Origin of the sequence: Nostoc sp. CENA543, from assembly GCF_002896875.1 — a bacterium.
In the GTDB taxonomy this organism is placed as follows: domain Bacteria; phylum Cyanobacteriota; class Cyanobacteriia; order Cyanobacteriales; family Nostocaceae; genus Trichormus.
On record NZ_CP023278.1, the window covers coordinates 373,870 to 395,842 of the forward strand.

A 21,973-nucleotide genomic window follows, 5' to 3' on the forward strand; every position below is an offset into this window, starting at 1 on the left:
TTCATGACAAAGCCTTGCAGAACGCGTCTACATAAATTTAGTATTCCCAATGTTAAGAATTTTATTTACTTACTAGAGGTAAGAGTAAGCGACTAACTACACGATGATCAGGTAACTGATAGAGGTTTAATTCTCCTTTTAGTTGCTGCATTAGCTGTTGACAGATGAGTAAATGTAACCCTGGAAGTTGGTCGAGATGACTGTAAGTTAGCAAATCTTTACGAGTTTTCTGTTCTAGTTCCGTTAATAATTCTGGTGCAATTACGCCGTTGTCTGTAATCGATACCTCGACAAATTGTTCATCTAAGCGACGACACCAGATATCAATTCTGCTGCCATGAGGGGAACGTTCACAAGCAGCAAGCAAGACTTCATGGAGGATTAATTCAAATTTCATCAAATCGCCAGTAATCACCATTGGGGCAGAATGGGTGGCGGTGACTGTATTCTTGACTAAGGGAGAACTATGATGAGATTCTGAGTCAGAATTATTTGCCCCCAAACCATGAATCCCAATCCACATTTTTTGGCTTTGGAGTAAATTGTCTATGCGTTCGAGCGATCGCTTTAATAAACTGGCAATAGGCATAGTCTCCCCACCCATAGACAATTGCCACTGTTCTTGTTTCAATAATCCGGTAATTGCTGTATTGGCGTGATCTAACTGTCGTAACAATAATTTGTAGCGTGTCTGTGTCAATTCATTATTGGGAATCCCCACATCATGAATTTGACCAAGTAGTTGTGCTGTAGTTCTGTGGACTTCTTCTAACCGCCGATGTTTATACCAATTGAGTTGTCGTAATTCTTCAATTTTCGCTTCCTGAATAGTGCTAATTTGCTGTTGACGACGCAACCAAGCCAATTGCTCAATCAGTGTTTCTATGGCGTTGAGAGTTTGTTGTGGCCAGTAGCGTTCTGCATGGTCTGCTAGAACAATTACGGATGTAGGTTGATGATGAGCCGCCGTCCGTAAAGCGATGATTAATACTTTACTCGTAGCCGGACAGTTTAACCATTTTTTGGTTTCCGGTGGTAAATCTTCAACTTTCAAGTTTAGATAACCATCTTTAGACAATGCCCACTGAATTAACGCTTCATACTGCACAAATACTTGGGAATCTGCACGAATACTAAAATGACTATCAGCACAAACTCCAGGGATAATCTCTGCTGTTTCTTGTTCCTCAGACCAAGTCAACATTAATGATAAAGGACAACCAAGAATCGCCGCAATTTGCTTGAGTGTGGTAATTTCTAGATAATTTTCTTCAGTCTCAGCATTGTCGCTATGGGCTTCTTCTAAAATACAGAGTGATTGTTGAATACTCTGCAAAATCTTTTGTTGTTGTTCATTACTGGTAAGTAGTCGCCACTGACGTAAAACTACACCAATTTGCTGACTGACAATCCACAACAATTCTTTTTCGGCGTTACTCCAGGTACGATGTTGAGTATGGGTAATCAGGAGAATGGCTTCTGGCCGATGACCTTGAGTACAGTTACAAACTAAGAGCGATCGCACACCGTTGTCAATTAACGGCGGTCGCCAATTAAAAAAGCGTAAATCTTCGTCTAAATTCTCCACCTCTACAGTAGTTTGCGCCGACTTGAGCATTTGTCTATCGGTTTCGGTTAATAAACTAAAAGCGAAGGTTAAAGGACGGCGATTGTGAGGTTGGGTTTGATAAATTACCTGATAGTTATTGCGATCAGCGTCATATTGTAAAACTAAAAAACGGGTGGCATTGAGCCGATTTAAAACTTTAGCCGCACAAACTCTTAAAGTTTCTTTGAGGTCTTGGTGAGTATAGATAGCTTGAGCTACTTGACTTGTCAGGTGCGAATCTTCTTGAATTTTTTCAACGGTAGTTTCCATTTTTTCCGTTGGAGTGACCAAAGAAATGAAACCCGCCGCACCTTGAACAAAATTTTTGTCTGCTTCTGACCACATCCGGGGTTGAACATCTTCTACAGCCAAAAAACCCAAGAGGTCTTTTTGCCAGATAATAGGAGCTGCTAACAGCGATCGCACCCGCCAGCGTTGCAACAACTTGGCTGTAAAATGGCTACTGAGAGAACTACGCGCATCACCAATCCAGACAATTTGATTGGTTGACAAAGCATAGTAAAAATCACTCAATTCTTGTACAGTCATCCCCACAGCCTGCTGTTGCTGCTGTGCATCTCGACTCATTTTCACCAATTGATTACTAATGCGACACCAAAAATAGCGTCCCGGCCGATCAAACCAATAGATGTTGGTGCGACTTGGAGACACGAATTCATGAGTTGCTTCTACTGCGGCTTTGAGTCTTTCTTCTAAGTTATTGAGGTTATGTAAATTATCGAGTAATTCTAATAAAGGCTGATCAGGACGTTTAGTTTGCTTTTGCTGCAACCGAATTTCATTTTGATGCAGAATAGAACCCAATTCCCCCAAGACAATCGTCACACTGGTTTTCGCCTCTTCTGGAATTAAATAACCCCAGCGTTCAGAAGCTATTAACAGCAATCCTAAACAAGTTTCCTTGTAGCGGATGGGAAAAATGATTGTCCCTCGGACATTGTGTCTTGTACCGAATTCCTGCCACTCACTCAGTCTAGTTTCCGTGCGAATATCCGGTACACCCAAGGGACGCTGTTGAATCACCACTTGTTCTAACAAATCACCAGGACGGATGATCAAGCGTTTGCGTAAAAAATTATCATCACCGCTAGGAGTGATACCGCCTTGGCCTGATAAAGAGTGCTTGAGGCGATCGTAAGTAGCAATCCACACTAAATTGTAATTAAACTGTTTTTGAATATAAGAAGTAGTAATTTTAATCAGAACCTCGACATCATCTTCTTCCCTCAGACTTTGCAAGACACGTCCCAAGGCAACAATTTGTTGTTCGGCAGCTATCGGTGGTTGTGGCAGCCCCATCTGATTCTTAGTCAACATAACTTGTAATATATAAGATGCCCATAAAATAGCCCTGACTAATATTGTTACGATTGTTTACCGAGAAATTCAGGATAAAAATTGGGGATTGGGGACTGGGAGAAGAAGGCAGGGGCAGGGGGCAGGGGGCAGGGAGCAGGGGGAGACAAGGTAGACAAGGTAGAAAAATTGACTATTGACTATTGAAATGGATATCTATCAAATCGCTGTTCGTCCGGTTTTATTCAACCTATTAAAAGCAGATCCAGAGTGGTCACATCACCAAGCAATCAGCATTCTTCGTTGGCTATCTCATCAGCCTGACAATAGTTGGATGCACAGCCTGCTAGCGAAATCTTTATGTTTACAAAATCCCCGCCTGGAACAGAATCTATTTGGTTTACGTTTTCCTAACCCGGTAGGTTTGGCTGCTGGTTTTGATAAAGATGCTGTAACGTCGGGTATTTTGTCAAGTCTGGGTTTCGGTTTTGCTGAACTGGGAACTGTGACATTTGTAGCACAACCGGGAAATCCTCGCCCTCGTTTATTTCGCTTGCTTCCTGATCAAGCTGTTCTCAATCGTATGGGGTTTAATAATAGTGGTGCAGCAGCAATGGCAGCACGACTAACTCAAGACCAACAAGAATTTACGCCATCCATACCCATAGGTATTAATTTGGGTAAATCAAAGGTGACACCTCTAGAGTCAGCCGCCGATGACTATTTAGGTAGTTTTAGGCTACTCAAAGATTTGGGAGATTATTTTGTTGTCAATGTTTCTTCACCCAACACTCCAGGGTTGCGATCGCTCCAAGATGCCTCTATGCTTAGTTCTATCTTGGATGTACTACAAAAAGAAAACAATTCACATAAACCAATATTTGTCAAGATAGCACCTGATTTAGAATGGGAAGCGATCGCCGACATTATTACCTTGGCGAAAACCTACCAATTAGCGGGGATGATTGCCACTAATACAACTATTAGTCGTGAGAGACTAAAAACTCAGGTGATTGACATAACGGGTAAATCACCTGAGCAAGAAGCCGGAGGGATTAGTGGCGCGCCATTACGCGATCGCTCCACAGAAGTCATCAGATTTATTTGGCAGCAAACCCAAGGGCAGATTCCAATTATCGGGGTAGGTGGCATATTCTCCCCTGACGATGCTTGGGCAAAAATCACTGCGGGTGCTAGCCTCATTCAAGTGTATACAGGCTGGATTTACGAAGGCCCAATGATGGTACGCCGCATTTTAGAAGGTTTGCTCACCAAATTAGAACAACATGGACTCAATTCGATCTCGGAAGCAGTGGGTTTAGACTTTCGGAGTCGACAGTCAACAGTCAACAGTCAATAGTCAACTGTCCGCACTTAGCACGGGCTAAACGCCCCGCTTCCGCTAACAGCACTCCCTAACTCTCCTCCAGTGGAAAGAACTCCTTAGTTTTTTCTGAAAAAGTCCAAGCAATTCCATCAGGATCGCGGCTGCGAGTCCATTCAGGAAAGTCAGGATCATTCCGACGTTTATAAACAGTGCTGGAATAAACATTGAGCCTTTTAGCCAGTTCTGACTGAATTAAAGAGCCAAATAATAGCTGTTTTGCTAAATTTTGTCTCGCTTCTTCAGTTGCTACTGGTGGCGGTAATTCAGCTTCTGGTTCTGTCTGTGGCTCTGGTTCTGCTGCAACAGGTTCTGGTGGTGGCGGTGCTAAAAGCGATCGCGCCTCTTTGGTGACAGTTGGTGCAGTTAGTTGCTTAACAGGCTCACTACTGTCAAGAATGTTACCTAAAATACTACCTGTAATGAAGTAATAAACTTCACCACTCTCTCCAGCTGGTAGTATGCTTGCGCCGAATTCAGAAGCTTTACTATCTAGATAGCGTTTTGCTTGTGTACCGGGAAAATTTCCCCGAATTGCCAAATCTACAGGTGTAATTTTGCCTTGATTTTCTCTAACTAACTGACTAAAAATCGGGTTAACTCGCTGACACCACTGTTGCCATTGGTATTGTTGCCAAACATTTAACCCAATCAGCAAAACCAGAAAAGCCAGCAAAAATTTCCAGGTAGTAACCAGGACAATAATCACAAACGATATTGGCAAAAGGAGAACGAGAAAGCCTTTCCCGCTACCTTCTATGGTTTTTTCACTCATGCCGATTTTTGCCAAGCGATTTTTTTGGGAAATAATATATTATATTGGCAAAAATCGAGACACATAATTGTATAGTTTGGCAAAGTTAGGGAAAAACAGGCAAAAATATCATTAACTTAAATTTGCCAAACCTCCAAACCCTTATAAATAAGGCAAAAACCAGGGAAAACTTTTTGCAAATTATTTAGTGGTCTGAAAAAGCAGCTTTACTGGGTGAATAAGTTCGTAGTAAGGACTAAAGTCCTTACTACGAACTTGCCAAGAAAATCAGCAAAAAATTTATCTTGACTCTTGACACTACAAAATACATATACTACATTAATACTACAAGCTGACGTTCCCAAAGGAGTTAAGCAAGACTTTGAACCAACTTATGTAGTGGATAGTTCAAATACTAGAACGCCCACCTTGCCTGAAAAGGCTGACCTATCGAGGGTTATCGAAACAACTAATAACTTATTTCCCATACCCTTGATTAAACTCCTGGAAGTGCAGGTGTAAATCCTGTTCCACTACATCAATCTAAAATTAATAAAAAATTTTTATCTGGTGGGTAGCTCAATTTGGTAGAGCAATGAAAATCCTTAGTTCAGCAATTTGCCTGCAAAGGCCGACGAATCAAAGGTTATCGTTAATTCATGAGTTGTAGGTTCAAATCCTATCCCACCAGACAAGCAACTATTTTAAAGTTTGAGTTTTCATGTAGCGGGTGGCGGAATTGGTAGACGCGCTAGACAAAAAACCTTGATCACAACTTGTCTGCAAAGGCTGAAGATTTGAGGATTACCGGGATCTTGTGACTAACTGTCTTGCAGGTTCGACTCCTGCCCCGCTACCAATATTTAGTGCTGAGTGCTGAGTTCTGAGTAATGAGTGCTGTTAGCGGAAGCGGGGCGTTCAGCCCGTGCTGTTAGCGATAGCGCGGCGTTTAGCCGATGCTGAGTTGAAATTTTGAATTTTGAATTTTGAATTTTGAATTGTTATGTGGCAGGTAACTCAGTCGGTAGAGTGCCTAAACATCCTTGTTCACCCCTTGCCTGCAAAGGCCGAAGAATGAGGGTTATCGCCTTCCATGCGGGATGTCGCAGGTTCGATTCCTGCCCTGCCACCTTTCATTTTTGCCCGCAAGGGCTGGGAGATGCAGCGATGAATTATAATTTTTTTACCAAAAACAAAACAACCACACCACAAAATCAACCCATCCCCGGAAGAGAAGCGGAAATGATCAAAGGCCGTTCCGGTGGTTGGATGTTCAATGCTGGTATTTGGCAGATGCTGCGCCGTTGCCTTTTAGTTGGTACAGCCCAAAGCACTTACTACGCAGGTAAACAAGAACTCACAGAAGACTTTGTGGCGGTTGTAAAACAAGCTGTTGCAGAAAATCCCAGCCGTGTCGCCGAGGAAATTTTATACGCCAGCGATGGACGCGCCATCAATAATAGCGCACCTATATTTGCTTTAGTGTTGCTGTCAATGGGTGAAACCCCAGAAGCAAAACAGGCTTTTGGTGAAATCTTTCCTCAAGTTGTCCGCACAGGTAGCCATTTCTATGAATGGTTGAACTATACCAAATCTCTGCGGGGTTTCGGTAAGATAGTGCGGGAAGCTGGTAAAACCTGGTTATCTCGTGAAGATGTCAAAGGTTTGGCTTATCAACTTTTGAAATACCAACAACGTCAAGGCTTTACTAACCGCGATGCTTTACGGTTGTTTCATGTTAAACCACCTACAGAAAATCACCGTCAGCTCTACGAGTGGGTAGTGAAAGGTTGGGCAGAATTACCCAGCGAAATACCCTCACAAGCGTTAGCGCAGATTTGGTGGTATGAATGGTTAAAACGCAACCCCAGCGAAACCCACCAAGCCATTTTGCAAGGGCGTTTAACCCACGAAATGGCTGCGCCTGTGGGCAACATGGATAAACAAGCTTGGCAATTACTATTTCAGGAAATGCCCATTGGTGCAATGTTGCGTAACTTGGGTTCATTAACTGAACTAGGTGTGTTGCGGGCTGATGAAACTACCAACTTGTCGCGGATAGAAGCTGTTCTCAACAACAAAGAACATCTGCGTAAAGGTCGTATTCATCCCATCGATGTTTTGAAAGCACTCAAAACTTACGAGTCTGGGGGCAGACTAGGACGCAGTAAGAAAACCTGGAGTCCAGTTCCCCGCATCGTAGACATCTTAGAAAAAGCCGTTGAGTTGTCTTTTGATGTGGTAGAACCCACAGGTAAAGTGTTCATGCACGCTGTAGACGTTTCTGGTTCTATGGGTAGCTTGGTTGCAGACATGGGACTTAGCTGTTGTGAAATAGCCACCACAATGGCATTAGTTACAGCTAAAGCTGAGAAAAACTATATGATTCGTGGCTTTGCTACCGAATTCCGGGAATTAAATATCACTGCTAAAGATAGTTTTAGTTCTGCGGTGCAGAAAGCCAGCAACCAAAACTTCGGCGGTACAGATGCTTCTGTAGCTTATGACTGGATGATTAAAAATAAGTTCAAAGCTGATGTCGTCTGCTTCTGGACTGACTCCGAAAGCTGGGCGGGTTATAAACATCCCTCTCAAGCTTTGGCAGAGTACCGTAAAAAAGTAAATCCTGATGTTAAGGCTGTGTATGTCACCTTGACACCTTACCGAATTACCTTAGTAGATCCTCAAGATCCACTGTCTTGGGATTTGGCAGGATTTGACCCTGGTACACCTCGCATCATCCAGATGCTAGCTCAAGGCGAGTTGTAAAAATAGTTAAATAGCTTCAGGATAAGGGGTGATCACCTCTTATCCTGTTTCCTGACTAATTCCAGAAAATAAATTATCCAATGTTGATAGCAAAGGCGATGAGAAGATTTTTCTCCCTCTGCTTCCCTGCATCCACCTTTTAATATCATAATAATTGTTAGAATACCTATAAAATAAGCATTGGCTTTGATATGTCAGCCAAAGATCAATTCCATGAGGCTGTAAAAGTAGCACTCCAAAAAGATGGTTGGGTAATTACGGATGACCCTCTACATATTCGTATTAGTTCTACAACAAAGCTTTACATTGATTTGGGAGCGAAAAAGATTCTTGCTGCTGAAAGAGATGGAGAAAAAATAGCAGTGGAAGTCAAAAGTTTCTTGGGTGCTTCTACTATAAATGAATTTCACTTAGCGATAGGTCAATATATTAACTACCGTTATGCCTTAGCAGATTTTGGTTATGAACAAACCTTATATTTAGCAGTACCGTTGAGTATTTATGATGATTTCTTTACACAACCATTTATTGAAGCAGTCATTGAACGGAGTCAAGTTAATCTCATAATTTTTGATGATGAAAAAAAAGAGGTTGTAAGATGGCGAAGTTAGAAAAATATAGAGATTATATTCAGCAATTACTGAATAAATACGCAGCAAGTGACTCTGGTGAAGATGGTGTGGAATTGCAAACCATTTTTGATATTGAACATGACCATTACCAACTTTTTTATGTTGGTTGGCACAATCGCAGGCGAGTTTATGGGCCTGTAATCCATTTAGATATTAAAAATGAAAAGATTTGGCTTCAGTGGAATGGTACAGAAGATGATATCGCTGCTGATTTAGTAGAAATGGGTGTTCCGAAGCAGGATATTGTATTGGGATTTCACTCGCCTTATATGCGTCAGTTTACTGATTTTGCAGTTGGTTAAGGTATTAATCCTAACTTATTTGCTTCGTGTCCTTGTTTCAATTTCAGCTATTGGTAGTAGTAGGGTATTTTCAATATGCGATCGCACCTTGTCTTCCATCTTATTGCCTGATTTACAAAGGCGGAGGAAAGCGAATATCGGCACTGAAACTCTCTACATTAGCACTTTGATGAATGGGTAAGACATATTCTAAGTTTTCATGGGGACGAGGAATAATGTGATCAGCTAGCCACTCACCACCATTAACTCGTTTGATGGCATCTAGTCCAGCTTTCACGGCAACATTAACTTCCCCTACTTCTCCGCGAATCAGGACTGTAATGCGTCCTAAATCAGTATTTTCGTATCCGACTAAAGTGACACGGGCAGCTTTACACATGGCATCACCCACTTCTACTGCTGTGGGAACGCCGTAAACTTCAATCATGCCTAGTGCCAAGGTCATAGAAAATTTAACACTGAAAAAGAATAGGATTTGCAATTGGGATGAATACAATTCAAATCCTATCAAGAATGAGGAATGAGTAATGCAGCTTTTGTGAGAAGAATCTCATCATGGTGAACAGTGAGTCACTTCAACTTGATAAAATTCTCAAGCACTAGAGCGAACTTCATTCCCATGCAAATCAACTGGCAATCTGTCAAAACCTACGAAGATATCCTGTATCACAAAGCTGACGGTATCGCTAAAATCACCATCAACCGTCCCCATAAACGTAATGCTTTTCGACCGAAGACTGTCTTTGAACTTTATGATGCTTTTTGTGATGCTCGTGAAGATACTAATATTGGTGTAGTTCTTTTTATGGGTGCAGGGCCTCATACTGATGGTAAATACGCTTTCTGTGCAGGTGGCGACCAAAGTGTCAGAGGTCAAGCAGGTTACGTTGATGATGACGGTGTGCCTCGCTTGAATGTGTTGGATTTGCAACGTCTGATTCGTTCGATGCCTAAAGTTGTCATTGCCCTTGTCGCTGGCTACGCCATTGGAGGTGGGCACGTTCTTCATTTAATTTGTGATCTGACTATTGCGGCAGATAATGCGATTTTCGGGCAGACAGGCCCAAAAGTCGGCAGTTTTGATGGTGGTTTCGGGGCTAGTTATCTGGCTCGCATAGTCGGACAAAAAAAGGCGCGAGAAATTTGGTTTCTCTGTCGTCAATATGATGCTCAACAGGCTTTAGAGATGGGTTTAGTAAATTGTGTGGTGCCTGTAAATGAACTGGAAACAGAGGGAATTAAATGGGCGCAAGAAATTTTGGAGAAAAGTCCGATTGCGATTCGTTGTTTAAAAGCTGCATTTAATGCCGATTGTGATGGGCAAGCGGGTTTACAAGAATTGGCTGGTAATGCCACTTTGTTATATTACATGACAGAAGAAGGCTCGGAAGGTAAGCAGGCTTTCTTGGAAAAACGTCCACCTAATTTCCGTAATTTCCCTTGGTTGCCTTAAGGTGCTTGGCGGTGATTTAAATTAGGGTGCTTGATGGTTAACAGTTGGATGGTTGACTGTTAACCGTCAACTTAAAAAAAGATCCCAAGACCTCACTATTCCCTGTTCCCGCTCACAAATCCAACTAAAAAATCGCACCCTGCCTAGAGTGCGATCGCTAAAGACTATGAACTTACAGCACAAGAAATTTTAAAATCGGATGTTAATTTGATGCAGAATGGACATTAAGTTAGGTAATATGGTGGATGATTAGATGAATACTGTCTCAACTTTTGTTTGTTCAGAAGTGGAGGCAGTGTTTTCCTGGGCTAAAACAAAAGCAGAATCTTCTAAAGCAGATATTTGACAATCAGATTTATTTAAAACTGGTGTAGCATCAGGTAAGCTCCAAGCATCTTCCAACGTTTCCCAAGAAGGCGCAAAAGGTGGTAATGCTAAAGAACAAGCCTTCCAACTAGCTTGGACAGGTACGCCCAATTGTTGGCAATTTCCACCACGACGACCTTCTGGTTTGTAGTGGCGACAATAGCGACAGGCAGATGTCAAACAATTAATGGGTTTCATTTGGGTTCATCTTTGATGCCGAGTTAGGGCAAATTTCTGTCTTTATATTTTCCGTCTAGATATAAATACGTAGTGATCCCATAACCCGTGATTATATATAGGTTATAGCCTTTTAATGGCTAAATATGCTTTAGATTATTTTTAGATTCTTGTTATATTTTTAAATGTTTATTGTAGTGATCACATAGAAATTATTGCCTATAACCAGTTGGGGATCAACGGTAAAGATAAAGTTTTTAATGTAGGGAAAATTTTCAATTAATTTCTAAAGTGTGACTTTATAGACTATTATTGTGTCATTTTTATGATAATGACAAGTAAGTTTCCGTACAAGAATCAAATATAATCGACAGCAAAAATTAAATCCAGGTTGTTGGGGTTGACTGGATGTAATTTAATCGATATTCAGACTGGCGGTACAGAATTTACCATCAAAAGAGTAGATGGTATTCTACTTGCAGATAGAGAAATCAACTAATTTTGGATTTTGGATTTTGGATTTTAGGCTTTAGATTGACCCCAACCACCTTAGCGTAGCGGGATATACCTCATTGTCTGAGTGATTGTTTGACACTACATAAAGCACATACACCCCACCGCAGCAGTTCTCCGGATGGTGTAGGACATTGACATTGAGGGCAGAGGGGTAAACCTTGCGATCGCGCCTGTGTCACTTTCGCCCAAGACTCAAATACATGATTGACATTCTGTTGAGTAGGCTGAGTCACTGTGTAATGGTGATGGCTATCTCCTAAATAACTGGGATGTTCCTGCACTTTAAAGCCAGTTGGTGGCGGTGATAAATCTGGAGCCTTGTGCCAACCAGCCGTAGAAAAGCGGATATCTACCAAAGACATAGACAACTTGCTATTTAACTTGAGCAGTAGTGTCTGACGGCTAAATGTCAAATTCTGCGCCCACGCCGCGCTAGAGGTAGCGACGCGCAAAACATCACGCTGCATGGATAAGGGGCGAGAATGATGAGCAGCTACAGATCCCACAACTTCTGCCCAGGATTTAAGTATCAATGCCAACGGGTCGGCTTGCCAATTAGCTTGCTGTTCTAAAACACCTAAAATATCATTAATTGGTTTAAGTGACATTTCGCCTAAGAGTAGCAAAAATCAAGATTAGTTCTGGGATCTATACTAATCAACAATTTTCGTTACGATTAGCACAAAATTATCTACAGTTAATCCAGCAGCCCCAGTTGGAGGTACGAGGCCATGAGTCAAAATCCCCTGACGGATTCCGGTACGCGATCGCCTAAAATATCTGGCTTAAACCCAGCATTAGCAACAGCATTAGGAAGTTTAGAAGTACAGTTAGACCAAGAATTAGCTCGTTACCGACGCTCACGTATGGGAATACGAGCCACCAGCAAGCCTTCAGTACATAGCTATGTCAGTAGTCCTTCCCCAGAAGTGACTACCCATCCTAGCCCCATCACCGATACTCCATTCCCAACCTTAGAGATTAGCAACTATCTAGCTACTATCCCTGTTCCAGAAACCCCAAAAGCACCACCAGCTAACCCACCTAGCATCAAAGAAACATCGGAACATCACGCAGTTGCTATCAACTCCGAGTCTCACAACCAAATTCCGCTACCTCCACCCCAAGCTGCTAGCAGCCTAGTGCCGGCGACTACCCAGACAACCCCACAGGACAAACTTTTAGCTAATGATGCTCCTAGCCAACCAGATGACTATTTAGAATCGAGTGAAGCTCTGTTGCGTAGTTTAACAGACGAACGATCAGCAGATAATCAACCCAATAATTCTGGTGATAGCCTGTTATCACCCTTGGGTATAGGTTCGATACTACTGTTGTTATTAGCAAGCTTGACCTTGGGCTATGTGGTGTTTAATCCCAAAAGTCTACCCCAATTCAATTTGAGCAAGTTACTTAACAATAATCCACCCGCCAATAACACTAATTCCGAAACTGTCAGCAATCAGTCCCAACCCCAACCAGAACTCACACCTATACCCAAATATCCCAACTTAGCCGCCAAGGAATTTCCAGAAGTCAAAGATCCCAATGACATAGTTGGCTTACAACCAAAAATTGCCCCCATACCCGTAGCACCATCAAATCCCTTAGTAGTTTCTACACCCTTGCTTCCCCCTGCTACTAATCCTCTCAACCAAGTACAGCCTTTACCACCTGCGGATTTATCACCCACTCTAAAACCTTCGCCATCAATTACCACTACTACACCCACCCAGACAAACGTAGAAATCAAACCCGCAGCAGATGGACGTTACTATATAGTGGCTGAAAATCAAGATGCTAGTACCTTAGCAGCAGCCAGACAGGTAGTTGCTGATGCTTACTTATCAAGCAATCAAAAATTAATTTATCTGGGTGCGCTCACTAGCAAGGAAGAAGCTCAACAAAGAATCAAACAGTTACAAGCTAAAGGAGTCAAAGCCAGGGTGCAACAGCCATGAATGGTAGAAATTAATTTAGGATAGGATTGGGGAAGCTTACCAATTCAAAATTCAAAATTCAAAATACCCTACGGAAAGCAAGCTACAAAATTAAAAATTAGGAAATCCATATTTTGCAAGGGTTTCTGGATTTGGATATGTTTCATAATTTTAGTGAATTGGTATTACCCAAGGGGATTTTGCATTAATATCATGCTCTGCAACGGAGAGCCACATGGAATTGATCAAGCGGATCGTGCGTGTAATCAACGCTAACGTTAACAGTTTCTTAGACAGTGCAGAAGATCCAGAGAAAGTGCTGGAGAAAACTGTCATGGAAATGCAGGAAAATTTAGTTTTGTTACGACAGGGAGTCGCCCAAGCGATCGCCACTCAAAAACGCACGGAACGCCAAGCCGCATCGGCTCATTCCACAGCAGAAGAATGGTATCGTCGCGCCCAACTAGCCCTCAATCAAGGTAATGAACCGCTAGCCAGAGAAGCCCTCACCAAACGCCACGCCTATCTAGAAACAGCTACCGCCTTAAATAACCAAATACAACAGCAAAATCAAGTAGTAGCCAGGCTCAAACAGGATATGCGAACCTTAGAGTTAAAAATAGCGGAAGCCAAAACAAAAAAAGATATGTACATCGCTCGCGCTCGTGCAGCCCAAGCTTCCTATAAACTCCAGGATATGCTGAGTGAAGCATCCGCCACCAGCAGCAAAAGTGCGTTTGAGCGGATGGAAGAAAAAGTTTGGCAACTGGAAGCGCAATCAGAAGCGATCGCGCAATTGGGTAATGATAACTTAGAAAAACAATTTACGGCTTTAGAAGCTGCCCAAGACGTAGAACAGGAACTAGCAGCTATGAAAGCAAATCTCTTAGAGAATACGGAACAAACACCAAGACAGCATTTACCCCCTAGTTAGAGCAGGGGGCAGGGGGAATGAGGCAAGGGGGCAGGGGGCAGGGGGCAGGGGAGAAAGAATATAATGGTCTTCTACTGTATCAAAAGGCCATTCATCTTTGGCGGTTCATCATCAATTGAACAATTAGGTAATCTTCTAGTTCAGGGGATATTTTAGTAGTTAGATGAGTTTCGGTATGTACTAAGCCAGACCGGAAAGATTACATTAAAAATGGAAGTTATTAAGTAGTAAAAAAGCGAACTACCCAAGCTAGCGCGTAAACTTTACAAGGAAAAACAAAGTTATGGGACTATTTGATCGGATTAAGCGAGTTGTTAGTGCTAACCTCAATGATTTAGTGAATAAGGCTGAAGATCCAGAAAAAATGCTGGAACAAGCCATTCTAGAGATGCAGGAAGACTTAGTACAGTTGCGTCAAGGGGTAGCTCAGGCGATCGCTGCTCAAAAACGCACAGAGAAGCAATATAATGACGCTCAAAACGAAATTAATAAATGGCAACGCAACGCTCAACTAGCAGTACAAAAAGGGGATGAAAACCTAGCTAGACAAGCCCTAGAACGGAAAAAAACCTATACCGAGACTGGTACCGCCCTCAAAACTAGCCTAGATCAACAAAACATCCAAATCGAAACCCTCAAACGCAATTTAATCCAGTTAGAGAGCAAAATCTCGGAAGCCAAAACCAAGAAAGAAATGCTCAAAGCTCGGATTACCACCGCCAAAGCCCAAGAACAACTCCAAGGCATGGTGCGGGGTATGAATACTAGCAGCGCAATGGCAGCTTTTGAGCGTATGGAAGAAAAAGTCCTCATGCAAGAAGCGCGCGCCCAATCAGCCGCCGAACTAGCAGGAGCAGACTTAGAAACCCAATTTGCTCAGTTAGAAGCAGGTAGTGACGTTGATGATGAATTAGCTGCTCTCAAAGCCTCCTTAGCTCCTGCAACCCCACCCAACCAACCCCAACTACCCCCCCAACAAGAACAGCAACAATCCCCCCCTCCTGCTCAATCTAACCCTCAATCTAACAACGTGGTTGACAGTGAGCTGGAAGCCCTACGTCGCCAATTGGATCAAATGTAATCATTGCGAAATATCTCAGTATAAATAATCCCACACCTCCTGGTAGTGGGATTTTGTTTTTAGTCAATACACAAAATGTCTGTCCCTGGCTTCCCCATCTAATTAAATAAAACCAATTCGCAATTCGCAATTCGCAATTCGCAATTAATTCAGCCACCCACAAGGGGGAGCCAGTCTCGTGGGCGGGTTTCCCGACTTGAGAGAACTGGCGTTGGGGTTTTTACCTACCTTGGGAAACAAGGATTTTTTCGCCCACCAGGGGCGAGGTTTTGAACCTATCTTTTTCCAATAAAAATGGCTTGACAGATAAAATCATGCGCTCTAACTCATTTTTATTGTGTCTAAGAAGATGATGATCCCAAAAGTGATTCGTGTTTTGAGAGCAATCTAATGCTAGAGCTTCGCCAATACCTTCAAAATCCTTTTTGGCATCTCTCTTTAACTTTTCTGGTTCAGACAGCACCCCAATAACGAATACTCTCTCAATGAGATCCTCTGGAATTTGACTTTGTATATAACTCAATCTTTCTTGTGGCTGATTATCAAAATCAACTAACAAAATCATCATTCTTTTGGGGAATTTCCGCATTTCAGCAATATGAACTGAGGCCAATATCTCCAAAACCCTCTGCCATCCCCCAGCAGGTGTCAGCACTTGAATTGCTCGGTTGTTAAGGTTGGAATCAAGAATAAATCCGTTAGCTATTTGGCGATTAGCATCGTCTTCAGGTAAGACAAAAACGTGAGGTTGATATTTATTGATGCTCATAATTCTATGTCGCCACGAATCAAGGCATCTACAAGATCCCCTTGTACAGACAGATCACTGAGTAATCTAATTAAGGTTGGTTCTAGGTGGGTTTTGCGCTGGAGAACTAAGGTATTAGTATCGGAAAATTTGCGGATGGCTTCAGGATTATGAGATGTTACTAAAATTTGCCCATGAGGTTTAAATGAACGGCGCAGGGATGTGACAAAATGTCCAACCTCCGATAAAGATAGATAGTTATCAGGTTCATCCCAAAAGCATAAAAGTGGCCCATAGAATTTGTTAGCAGCTAAGACTACAGCGCAAAGAAAAAAGCATTTTTCTCCGTCAGATAAATCTTTAAATTCAACGTTCAAATTCGCATTGTTGGCTGCAAATCGAACTATCATACTTTTAGATTCCTTGCCAATCTGTTCATTCAGGAAGTCCTGAATGTCAGGCATAACTTCTCGCAGATATTTGTCAATTTGTGTATAAGCAGCAGGATAACGACTGAGTAATCCAGAAATCCATTCTCCAAAGTTGGTAGCATCTCGCTTCGGCTCTAAAGTTTCACCATTGGAATCTCCACTCATCAAGCTGGGGATTGGGGCTAAAATAATCATGCGAGCTAGCCAAGTCTTAAAAATGCGGAGGGGATCTGTTTCCGATTGCTCCTGAATTACTGGCAGGGCGACAAGATGCCAGTCTACTAAAAATTGAGCTTCTCGGTTGTGTAAACTATGATGAAGGGTAACTTGGGCTGCTTGGCGTGAGTATATTGGTTCTCCTGCAACGAGTAATTGCTCTTCTAAAACTCGCAGTTCTTTAAATTTTTCTGGTAAATCCAAAGCCAAGATATATGTATAAACTTTTTCATTGAGTAATACTTCTATTTCCAAACGCATCGGAACATCCGATCTACCACGCACAAAATCTTTTGATTGTACAAGTTGCCCAACTCTATTTATACCTCGACCGATGGACTGAAGTATCTCTAACGCAATTGCAACAGTTGATTTACCTGTACCGTTTTTTCCAATCAAGAGAGTAGATGACATCCCTTTTACGGGTAATTCAAAGTTTTCTAGGCATCTGAAGTTGTGTATGTATAGTCTTTGAAGCATAGGAAAATAATTCCAAGGAGTGGAACTGACAGAATTTTTGGGACTGCCTCATTAGTGGTTGAGCATTGCCACGAATGTCTAGAAAATTAGAGTGCTTGGCTGATATAGAGGGGAATTGCTACATACTAAAGCATTCTGCTCAATCATCGTTAACATAAGAAAATATCTATGCAATATAGACTATGGACTGTTGACGACTTTGGGATACAGTATTTTGTGTGCCAATTTTGATCGATGCTAACTAATGGAGACTGCAATGAGTAAGGGTGTAATCACCATCACCGATGCTGAGTTTGAAACTGAAGTGTTGCAAGCCGAGCAGCCTGTATTAGTTTACTTTTGGGCTTCTTGGTGCGGGCCTTGTAAATTGATGTCGCCAGTGATTAATCTAGCGGCTACATCTTATAGCGATCGCCTAAAGGTCGTCAAACTAGAAGTTGATCCTAACCCGATCACGGTGAAACAGTATCAAGTAGAAGGCGTACCAGCTCTGAGACTACTTCAAGGAGGACAACTCCTAGCGTCTACAGAAGGAGTAATCAATAAAGATAAACTCCTCAATCTTCTCGATACGCATTTAAATAATAATTAGTCCATAGTCTATAGTCTATAGTCCATAGTGAAGACCATTGACCAGGGGAGGCAGGGGAGAAGAGAGCAGGGAGCAAGGGGGAAATTCGCTTTTCCCTACCAACAGGGATTCAAGCAACATTATTTATTTATGCTCGCAAGTAAAAATATTTATTTCAAGGCGCGTAAGCACGAGAAATAATACCTCCTTATTTCCAGCCCTTACATTTATGTATGGGGTTCTTTCCCCCTGCCCCCTGCCCCCTGCCCCTTGTCCTTTTCGTTAACCCGCCGAGTTTTAGATTTGGGATTGGTTTGTCCTCAAATCACTAATTTAAAATCTAAAATCTATTGACTATTGACTATTGACTATTGACTAATAGCTGATAACTACTATGCAATTTGCCCAACGGATACAACCCCTGCAATCTAACGTGTTTGCTGATATGGACAAAGCTAAGTCTTTGGCTATAGCCGCAGGGAAAGATTTAATTGATTTATCTCTAGGTTCTTCTGATTTACCTGCCGAAACTCATGTGATTGCAGCGATCGCTCAGTCACTTTATGATCCTAGTACCCACGGTTATTTACTGTTTAACGGTACGAGGGAATTTCGAGAAGCGGCGGCTAAGTGGTATGCACGAAAGTTTGGCATTGAAGTTGATCCAGAAACTGAGGTGTTACCTCTAATTGGTTCTCAAGAGGGTACTGCTCATTTACCTTTAGCTTTACTCAATCCAGGAGATTTTGCCTTACTTTTAGATCCTGGCTACCCTTCCCACGCTGGCGGAGTTTACTTAGCTAGTGGGCAAATTTACCCTATGCCATTAACCGCAGAAAATGGTTTTTTGCCTGTGCTGAGTGACATTCCTGCTCATATTGTGGCGCAATCACGCATGATGGTATTGAGTTATCCTCATAATCCCACAGCCGCGATCGCACCTTTATCTTTCTTTCAAGAAGCCGTCGCCTTTTGTCAGCAACACAATATCGCCTTAGTTCACGATTTCCCTTACGTTGATTTAGTATTTGAGGAGACTGAGAACTCCGAGAAATCCCTTGTACCTTCGATTTTACAAGCTGACCCAGATAGAAGCGTTTCCATAGAGTTTTTCACCCTTTCTAAGTCTTATCATATGGGTGGCTTCCGTATTGGTTATGCCATCGGTAATGCCCAATTAATTCAAGCTTTACGACAAATTAAAGCCGCCGTCGATTTTAACCAATATCGCGGAATTTTAAATGGCGCGATCGCAGCTCTTTCCGGCCCCCAAGCTGGAGTTAAAGTTGCTGTCGATAGGTTTCGTCAACGTCGTGATGCGTTCATTAATGCTTTACACCGCATAGGATGGTATGTTCCCACACCCAAAGCCACGATGTACATTTGGGCGCAATTACCATCACCTTGGAGTCAAAATTCTGTAGAATTCTGCACCAAGTTAGTGCAGCAAACTGGTGTAGCCGCTTCCCCTGGTGCTGGTTTTGGCAAATCCGGTGAAGGATATGTCCGTTTTGCTTTAGTTCATGAACCCGCATTATTAGAAACCGCCGTCGAGAGAATCGCTAAGTTTCTTTAGTAGGGGTGTAGGGGTTTGAGGGTGTAGGGGTTTGAGGGTGTAGGGGTTTGAGGGTGTAAGGGTGTCCTATGAATTCCCCATTAAAACCCACCCTTCACCACTCATTACTCATTACTCAGCACTCATCACCGGCTAAACGCCGCGCTACCGCTAACAGCACGGGCTGAACGCCCCGCTTCCGCTAACACCACTCACCTTCACTCAAACGTTGAGTATTCCAAAACTGTTCTGCAAATGCCACAGTTGGATGAATTGGAGCTTTAGGCTTGTTTTTCAGTACCATTCCTGCTTCATGGGGTAAGCGATCGCTTTTCGTTGAGTTACACTTTTCACAAGCTGTAACAACGTTATCCCAAGTATGCTGTCCACCTTTAGAACGGGGGATTACATGGTCTAGTGTTAGACGCTTGGTGCTACCACAGTATTGACAGGTGTGGTTGTCTCGTCTCAACACCTCACGACGATTTACAGGCGGTACTTTCCAATGTCGTTCGGGATTGCTCACAGTCAAGCGGATGTGTTCTGGTACTTGTAGTACAAAACTGGGTGAACGAACTTCCCACTGTTTTGTAGTACCAAAACTCAAAGATTCTGCTTGGCCTGTAACTAACAGCACAATTGCGCGCTTGATGTTGACGCGTGCTATTGGTAAGTAGTTCTTGGAGAACACTACGACAGAATTTTGTAGTATGTGTGGCTGCTGAAAAGGTGGTCGAGCTTCCATGTAATTCACTCCTAAAAAAATAACCCCCGCCTCTGGTGAAATAAAGCGGGGGTTAGGTAGTTGGTACTTTCTGCCTGATATTGGTGCTATACAACATTTGCACCCCCACTGTAGATAATTGGATTGCGATCGCTCATAATTGCGTTTACAATGCTTGCCGCAGGAATTGCCCAAAAGGTGTATTCTTTACAGGATAAACCACTAAACAATTGACGTGTTTTCTCAAAGAAGAACAGCACAATTCCTCTACCTGAACCCCGTGCGGAGTATGGACGAACTGCACTATTAATATTTGAGAAGAATTTGTGGTTCATTGTTTTTTGTAGTATTTGTAGTTACGACCTGATCTTATGTTACACGCGTATTACAAATCTGTCTATAGGTGGTTGGAGTGAGTTTTTTGCATACTTAAGACCGAGTCGGAAGTTCAGCACAGAGATAATATTGAGAAAAATTGCTAAAAGTCAACTAAAAGTGATGAATTACAAAGTTACGCCTAATGTGAATTAAAGAGATTGAGACTGGAAGGTGAGAACATTGATACCAAAACGGCGGCGAAGTAATAAACGTAGTGTATGCGATGCAATTTTGGCAGCAATGTGTACACAAAAGCCATCAACAGTTTTGTTGAGTAAGCGTTCGGGATTACGTCCGGTGTTTTGAATTTCGTGAAAAACGCCTTCGACACGCTGGCGAACACGACTAATAAAACGCTTGAGTGCATGAGAATGTTGAAGATGTTGGTTCTCACGGGTGAGTGTCCAGATCCGATGACCTGTGCGACGAGCGTAGGCGTAGCCCGCCGAAGGCATCGCCAGTTGCCAATCAGCAGAGATAAAGCCCTTATCTGCGTAAATATCACTATGACTAACCGTTTCTAAAACACCTTCAGCAACAGTTCTCTCATCTGTATTAGCAGAGACAATATCATAAGAAATGGGGATTCCATTCCATGTTGAAAGCATAACTAGCTTGTAGCCTGTCTTGAAAAGTTCAGATGCCTGCGGCAAGCCGCAAAGCGTCTACGGCGGAAACCGCCGCTCCGACTTTTCGCAAAATAACGCATTTCTCTGGTTGCACACCAACCAGGGGTGGCATTACCCGAAAAGTCACTATATCGCTTGTCTCGCTTGAGTCCCAATACTGGTAAGGGTTTGGTGTCAACAATAAAATATTTTTCACTTAGCCCACCCAATTGCTCTACCCAACTACGACGTAACTTCTCTAACATTCCATCCAATTTGCGTAACCGACGATTGAATTGGCTTTGCTCAAGTAAATTGGGAAACCAGTCTCTGTAGTTTCCCCGGATAAAACCAAGAAATTGTGTTTCTCCAGGAAATGGCAGGTAATCCATGACTAGTGATAGTGTCATGATTTCACTATCGCTCATACTTGCCTTTACTCCTGGTTTTATTAATGTTGTCTTGTTTACTTGCTTTTGATGCCAATCATCTACGATTACAAAGATTGTTGTTAATAGCGTTCCAAAGTCTATGCTATTCATGGGGGGAGGTTTGAGTTGAAAAGCTGGTAACTTTCATCTTCTTACTTCTCCCGCCTTTTTTCTAATTCACATTAGGCGTGATTCTCAATATCTGTTTCGTAGCTGTAACTTGAGAGGCCGGCCCGGCAATTCCAGAAATAGCTTGACCAGACTGTGTTACAGTTGCTTGCACCACGGCTTCTAAATAGACAGGTGCTTGCACCACTAGCATACCGTTCCAATAATGAGCTGCGATCGCAACTATCTGATGATCTACAATAGCAGCTACATAGGTTCCCTGAAATCTTCTACCTTGGTTAACTAGTCCTGCATTGTGACAATTTGAACGCAAAAACATCGATGTATCAATATGTTGCAAAAGGAAGTTTTCCAATAACACTTCGTCTCCAGTTTGTAGGGTTTTTAAGGTATACATAGTTGATTAGTCATTAGTCATTAGTCATTAGTCATTAGTCATTAGTCATTAGTCATTAGTCATCTCCAGAA

General features: G+C 42.4%; 23 protein-coding genes and 3 tRNA genes. 14 read left to right on the top strand and 12 right to left on the bottom strand.

Annotation, left to right across the window (positions count from 1 at the left end; genetic code table 11):
* Positions 1-61 precede the first annotated feature (61 nt).
* On the bottom strand, positions 62-2,947 hold the full coding sequence (locus CLI64_RS01600; protein WP_103135592.1) for a GAF domain-containing protein: 2,886 nt from the start codon (positions 2,945-2,947) through the stop codon (positions 62-64).
* A 187-nt stretch (positions 2,948-3,134) separates the two neighbouring features.
* On the opposite strand from CLI64_RS01600, the gene CLI64_RS01605 reads away from it, so the two are divergent.
* Entirely contained in the window at positions 3,135-4,286 is a 1,152-nt protein-coding gene (locus CLI64_RS01605) for a quinone-dependent dihydroorotate dehydrogenase (RefSeq protein ID WP_103135593.1), read from the top strand.
* 55 nt (positions 4,287-4,341) lie between these two features.
* On the opposite strand, the gene CLI64_RS01610 is transcribed toward CLI64_RS01605, so the two are convergent.
* Positions 4,342-5,085, bottom strand: coding sequence for a hypothetical protein (locus CLI64_RS01610; RefSeq protein WP_103135594.1), 744 nt, complete (start codon positions 5,083-5,085; stop codon positions 4,342-4,344).
* A gap of 291 nt (positions 5,086-5,376) precedes the next feature.
* Here CLI64_RS01610 and CLI64_RS31425 point away from each other — a divergent pair, with 291 nt between their 5' ends.
* The 7 genes from CLI64_RS31425 (at position 5,377) to CLI64_RS01625 (ending at position 8,767) form a co-directional block, all read left to right on the top strand.
* Positions 5,377-5,586 carry a hypothetical protein gene (locus CLI64_RS31425; protein WP_225977478.1) on the top strand — a complete coding sequence of 70 codons (210 nt, stop codon included), beginning with the start codon at positions 5,377-5,379 and terminating at the stop codon, positions 5,584-5,586.
* A 46-nt stretch (positions 5,587-5,632) separates the two neighbouring features.
* Positions 5,633-5,755: transfer RNA gene (locus tag CLI64_RS30585), tRNA-OTHER, on the top strand.
* A 33-nt stretch (positions 5,756-5,788) separates the two neighbouring features.
* Positions 5,789-5,921, top strand: a tRNA-OTHER gene (locus tag CLI64_RS30590).
* A 149-nt stretch (positions 5,922-6,070) separates the two neighbouring features.
* A tRNA-OTHER gene (locus CLI64_RS30595) sits at positions 6,071-6,194 on the top strand.
* 37 nt (positions 6,195-6,231) lie between these two features.
* Positions 6,232-7,833 carry a TROVE domain-containing protein gene (locus CLI64_RS01615; protein WP_103135595.1) on the top strand — a complete coding sequence of 534 codons (1,602 nt, stop codon included), beginning with the start codon at positions 6,232-6,234 and terminating at the stop codon, positions 7,831-7,833.
* 191 nt (positions 7,834-8,024) lie between these two features.
* Positions 8,025-8,444: a XisH family protein gene (locus tag CLI64_RS01620; protein ID WP_103135596.1), complete on the top strand. Its 420-nt coding sequence runs from the start codon at positions 8,025-8,027 to the stop codon at positions 8,442-8,444.
* On the top strand, positions 8,432-8,767 hold the full coding sequence (locus CLI64_RS01625; protein ID WP_103135597.1) for a XisI protein: 336 nt from the start codon (positions 8,432-8,434) through the stop codon (positions 8,765-8,767). The genes CLI64_RS01620 and CLI64_RS01625 overlap by 13 nt, the downstream gene beginning before the upstream one ends.
* 112 nt (positions 8,768-8,879) lie before the next feature.
* Here CLI64_RS01625 and CLI64_RS01630 read toward each other — a convergent pair whose 3' ends face one another.
* On the bottom strand, positions 8,880-9,212 hold the full coding sequence (locus CLI64_RS01630; RefSeq protein ID WP_103135598.1) for a carbon dioxide-concentrating mechanism protein CcmK: 333 nt from the start codon (positions 9,210-9,212) through the stop codon (positions 8,880-8,882).
* A 174-nt stretch (positions 9,213-9,386) separates the two neighbouring features.
* On the opposite strand from CLI64_RS01630, the gene menB reads away from it, so the two are divergent.
* Positions 9,387-10,220 (top strand): 1,4-dihydroxy-2-naphthoyl-CoA synthase, encoded by an 834-nt coding sequence (menB, locus tag CLI64_RS01635; protein ID WP_103135599.1) that lies wholly within the window; start codon positions 9,387-9,389, stop codon positions 10,218-10,220.
* A gap of 249 nt (positions 10,221-10,469) precedes the next feature.
* Here the strand turns inward: menB and CLI64_RS01640 are convergent, their stop codons facing one another.
* The gene (locus CLI64_RS01640) at positions 10,470-10,784 is read right to left on the bottom strand and encodes a hypothetical protein (protein WP_103135600.1); all 315 of its coding nucleotides are present in this window, start codon (positions 10,782-10,784) and stop codon (positions 10,470-10,472) included.
* A gap of 548 nt (positions 10,785-11,332) precedes the next feature.
* Entirely contained in the window at positions 11,333-11,887 is a 555-nt protein-coding gene (locus tag CLI64_RS01645) for a DciA family protein (RefSeq protein ID WP_103135601.1), read from the bottom strand.
* Between the two features lie 123 nt (positions 11,888-12,010).
* Here CLI64_RS01645 and CLI64_RS01650 point away from each other — a divergent pair, with 123 nt between their 5' ends.
* From CLI64_RS01650 to CLI64_RS01660, 3 genes are all read left to right on the top strand, one after another.
* Positions 12,011-13,240 carry an SPOR domain-containing protein gene (locus CLI64_RS01650; protein ID WP_103135602.1) on the top strand — a complete coding sequence of 410 codons (1,230 nt, stop codon included), beginning with the start codon at positions 12,011-12,013 and terminating at the stop codon, positions 13,238-13,240.
* A 214-nt stretch (positions 13,241-13,454) separates the two neighbouring features.
* On the top strand, positions 13,455-14,153 hold the full coding sequence (locus CLI64_RS01655; protein WP_103135603.1) for a PspA/IM30 family protein: 699 nt from the start codon (positions 13,455-13,457) through the stop codon (positions 14,151-14,153).
* A 283-nt stretch (positions 14,154-14,436) separates the two neighbouring features.
* A complete protein-coding gene (locus CLI64_RS01660; protein ID WP_103135604.1) occupies positions 14,437-15,234 on the top strand; it encodes a PspA/IM30 family protein in 798 nt (265 codons plus the stop codon).
* Positions 15,235-15,454: 220 nt separating this feature from the next.
* Here the strand turns inward: CLI64_RS01660 and CLI64_RS01665 are convergent, their stop codons facing one another.
* Together CLI64_RS01665 and CLI64_RS01670 are read right to left on the bottom strand one after the other, a co-directional pair.
* Positions 15,455-16,003 (bottom strand): hypothetical protein, encoded by a 549-nt coding sequence (locus CLI64_RS01665; RefSeq protein ID WP_225977479.1) that lies wholly within the window; start codon positions 16,001-16,003, stop codon positions 15,455-15,457.
* Positions 16,000-17,109, bottom strand: a complete 1,110-nt coding sequence (locus CLI64_RS01670; RefSeq protein WP_103135605.1) for an AAA family ATPase — start codon at positions 17,107-17,109, stop codon at positions 16,000-16,002. Before CLI64_RS01670 ends, CLI64_RS01665 begins: the two co-directional genes overlap by 4 nt.
* 256 nt (positions 17,110-17,365) lie before the next feature.
* On the opposite strand from CLI64_RS01670, the gene CLI64_RS01675 reads away from it, so the two are divergent.
* Positions 17,366-17,701, top strand: coding sequence for a co-chaperone YbbN (locus tag CLI64_RS01675; RefSeq protein ID WP_103135606.1), 336 nt, complete (start codon positions 17,366-17,368; stop codon positions 17,699-17,701).
* Between the two features lie 373 nt (positions 17,702-18,074).
* Positions 18,075-19,256, top strand: a complete 1,182-nt coding sequence (locus CLI64_RS01680; protein WP_103135607.1) for an LL-diaminopimelate aminotransferase — start codon at positions 18,075-18,077, stop codon at positions 19,254-19,256.
* A gap of 181 nt (positions 19,257-19,437) precedes the next feature.
* On the opposite strand, the gene CLI64_RS01685 is transcribed toward CLI64_RS01680, so the two are convergent.
* From CLI64_RS01685 to CLI64_RS01695, 5 genes are all read right to left on the bottom strand, one after another.
* On the bottom strand, positions 19,438-19,980 hold the full coding sequence (locus CLI64_RS01685) for an HNH endonuclease (protein ID WP_103135608.1): 543 nt from the start codon (positions 19,978-19,980) through the stop codon (positions 19,438-19,440).
* A gap of 86 nt (positions 19,981-20,066) precedes the next feature.
* Entirely contained in the window at positions 20,067-20,294 is a 228-nt protein-coding gene (locus CLI64_RS30600) for a hypothetical protein (protein ID WP_157943178.1), read from the bottom strand.
* Between the two features lie 192 nt (positions 20,295-20,486).
* Positions 20,487-20,945, bottom strand: a complete 459-nt coding sequence (locus tag CLI64_RS31430) for a transposase (RefSeq protein ID WP_264082484.1) — start codon at positions 20,943-20,945, stop codon at positions 20,487-20,489.
* Positions 20,946-20,947: 2 nt separating this feature from the next.
* Complete coding sequence (locus tag CLI64_RS31435) at positions 20,948-21,373, bottom strand: hypothetical protein (protein ID WP_225977481.1); 426 nt, start codon at positions 21,371-21,373, stop codon at positions 20,948-20,950.
* Between the two features lie 175 nt (positions 21,374-21,548).
* Positions 21,549-21,902, bottom strand: coding sequence for a hypothetical protein (locus CLI64_RS01695; RefSeq protein ID WP_225977482.1), 354 nt, complete (start codon positions 21,900-21,902; stop codon positions 21,549-21,551).
* Between the last annotated feature and the right edge of the window lie 71 nt (positions 21,903-21,973).

Bases quoted from the DNA above. Each gene is read 5' to 3' on its own strand.
- CLI64_RS01600 (WP_103135592.1), bottom strand. From the start codon at position 2,947: ATGTTGACTAAGAATCAGATGGGGCTGCCACAACCACCGATAGCTGCC.
- CLI64_RS01605 (WP_103135593.1), top strand. From the start codon at position 3,135: ATGGATATCTATCAAATCGCTGTTCGTCCGGTTTTATTCAACCTATTA.
- CLI64_RS01610 (WP_103135594.1), bottom strand. From the start codon at position 5,085: ATGAGTGAAAAAACCATAGAAGGTAGCGGGAAAGGCTTTCTCGTTCTC.
- CLI64_RS01615 (WP_103135595.1), top strand. From the start codon at position 6,232: ATGAATTATAATTTTTTTACCAAAAACAAAACAACCACACCACAAAAT.
- CLI64_RS01620 (WP_103135596.1), top strand. From the start codon at position 8,025: ATGTCAGCCAAAGATCAATTCCATGAGGCTGTAAAAGTAGCACTCCAA.
- CLI64_RS01625 (WP_103135597.1), top strand. From the start codon at position 8,432: ATGGCGAAGTTAGAAAAATATAGAGATTATATTCAGCAATTACTGAAT.
- CLI64_RS01630 (WP_103135598.1), bottom strand. From the start codon at position 9,212: ATGACCTTGGCACTAGGCATGATTGAAGTTTACGGCGTTCCCACAGCA.
- menB (WP_103135599.1), top strand. From the start codon at position 9,387: ATGCAAATCAACTGGCAATCTGTCAAAACCTACGAAGATATCCTGTAT.
- CLI64_RS01640 (WP_103135600.1), bottom strand. From the start codon at position 10,784: ATGAAACCCATTAATTGTTTGACATCTGCCTGTCGCTATTGTCGCCAC.
- CLI64_RS01645 (WP_103135601.1), bottom strand. From the start codon at position 11,887: ATGTCACTTAAACCAATTAATGATATTTTAGGTGTTTTAGAACAGCAA.
- CLI64_RS01650 (WP_103135602.1), top strand. From the start codon at position 12,011: ATGAGTCAAAATCCCCTGACGGATTCCGGTACGCGATCGCCTAAAATA.
- CLI64_RS01655 (WP_103135603.1), top strand. From the start codon at position 13,455: ATGGAATTGATCAAGCGGATCGTGCGTGTAATCAACGCTAACGTTAAC.
- CLI64_RS01660 (WP_103135604.1), top strand. From the start codon at position 14,437: ATGGGACTATTTGATCGGATTAAGCGAGTTGTTAGTGCTAACCTCAAT.
- CLI64_RS01665 (WP_225977479.1), bottom strand. From the start codon at position 16,003: ATGAGCATCAATAAATATCAACCTCACGTTTTTGTCTTACCTGAAGAC.
- CLI64_RS01670 (WP_103135605.1), bottom strand. From the start codon at position 17,109: ATGCTTCAAAGACTATACATACACAACTTCAGATGCCTAGAAAACTTT.
- CLI64_RS01675 (WP_103135606.1), top strand. From the start codon at position 17,366: ATGAGTAAGGGTGTAATCACCATCACCGATGCTGAGTTTGAAACTGAA.
- CLI64_RS01680 (WP_103135607.1), top strand. From the start codon at position 18,075: ATGCAATTTGCCCAACGGATACAACCCCTGCAATCTAACGTGTTTGCT.
- CLI64_RS01685 (WP_103135608.1), bottom strand. From the start codon at position 19,980: ATGGAAGCTCGACCACCTTTTCAGCAGCCACACATACTACAAAATTCT.
- CLI64_RS30600 (WP_157943178.1), bottom strand. From the start codon at position 20,294: ATGAACCACAAATTCTTCTCAAATATTAATAGTGCAGTTCGTCCATAC.
- CLI64_RS31430 (WP_264082484.1), bottom strand. From the start codon at position 20,945: ATGCTTTCAACATGGAATGGAATCCCCATTTCTTATGATATTGTCTCT.
- CLI64_RS31435 (WP_225977481.1), bottom strand. From the start codon at position 21,373: ATGAGCGATAGTGAAATCATGACACTATCACTAGTCATGGATTACCTG.
- CLI64_RS01695 (WP_225977482.1), bottom strand. From the start codon at position 21,902: ATGTATACCTTAAAAACCCTACAAACTGGAGACGAAGTGTTATTGGAA.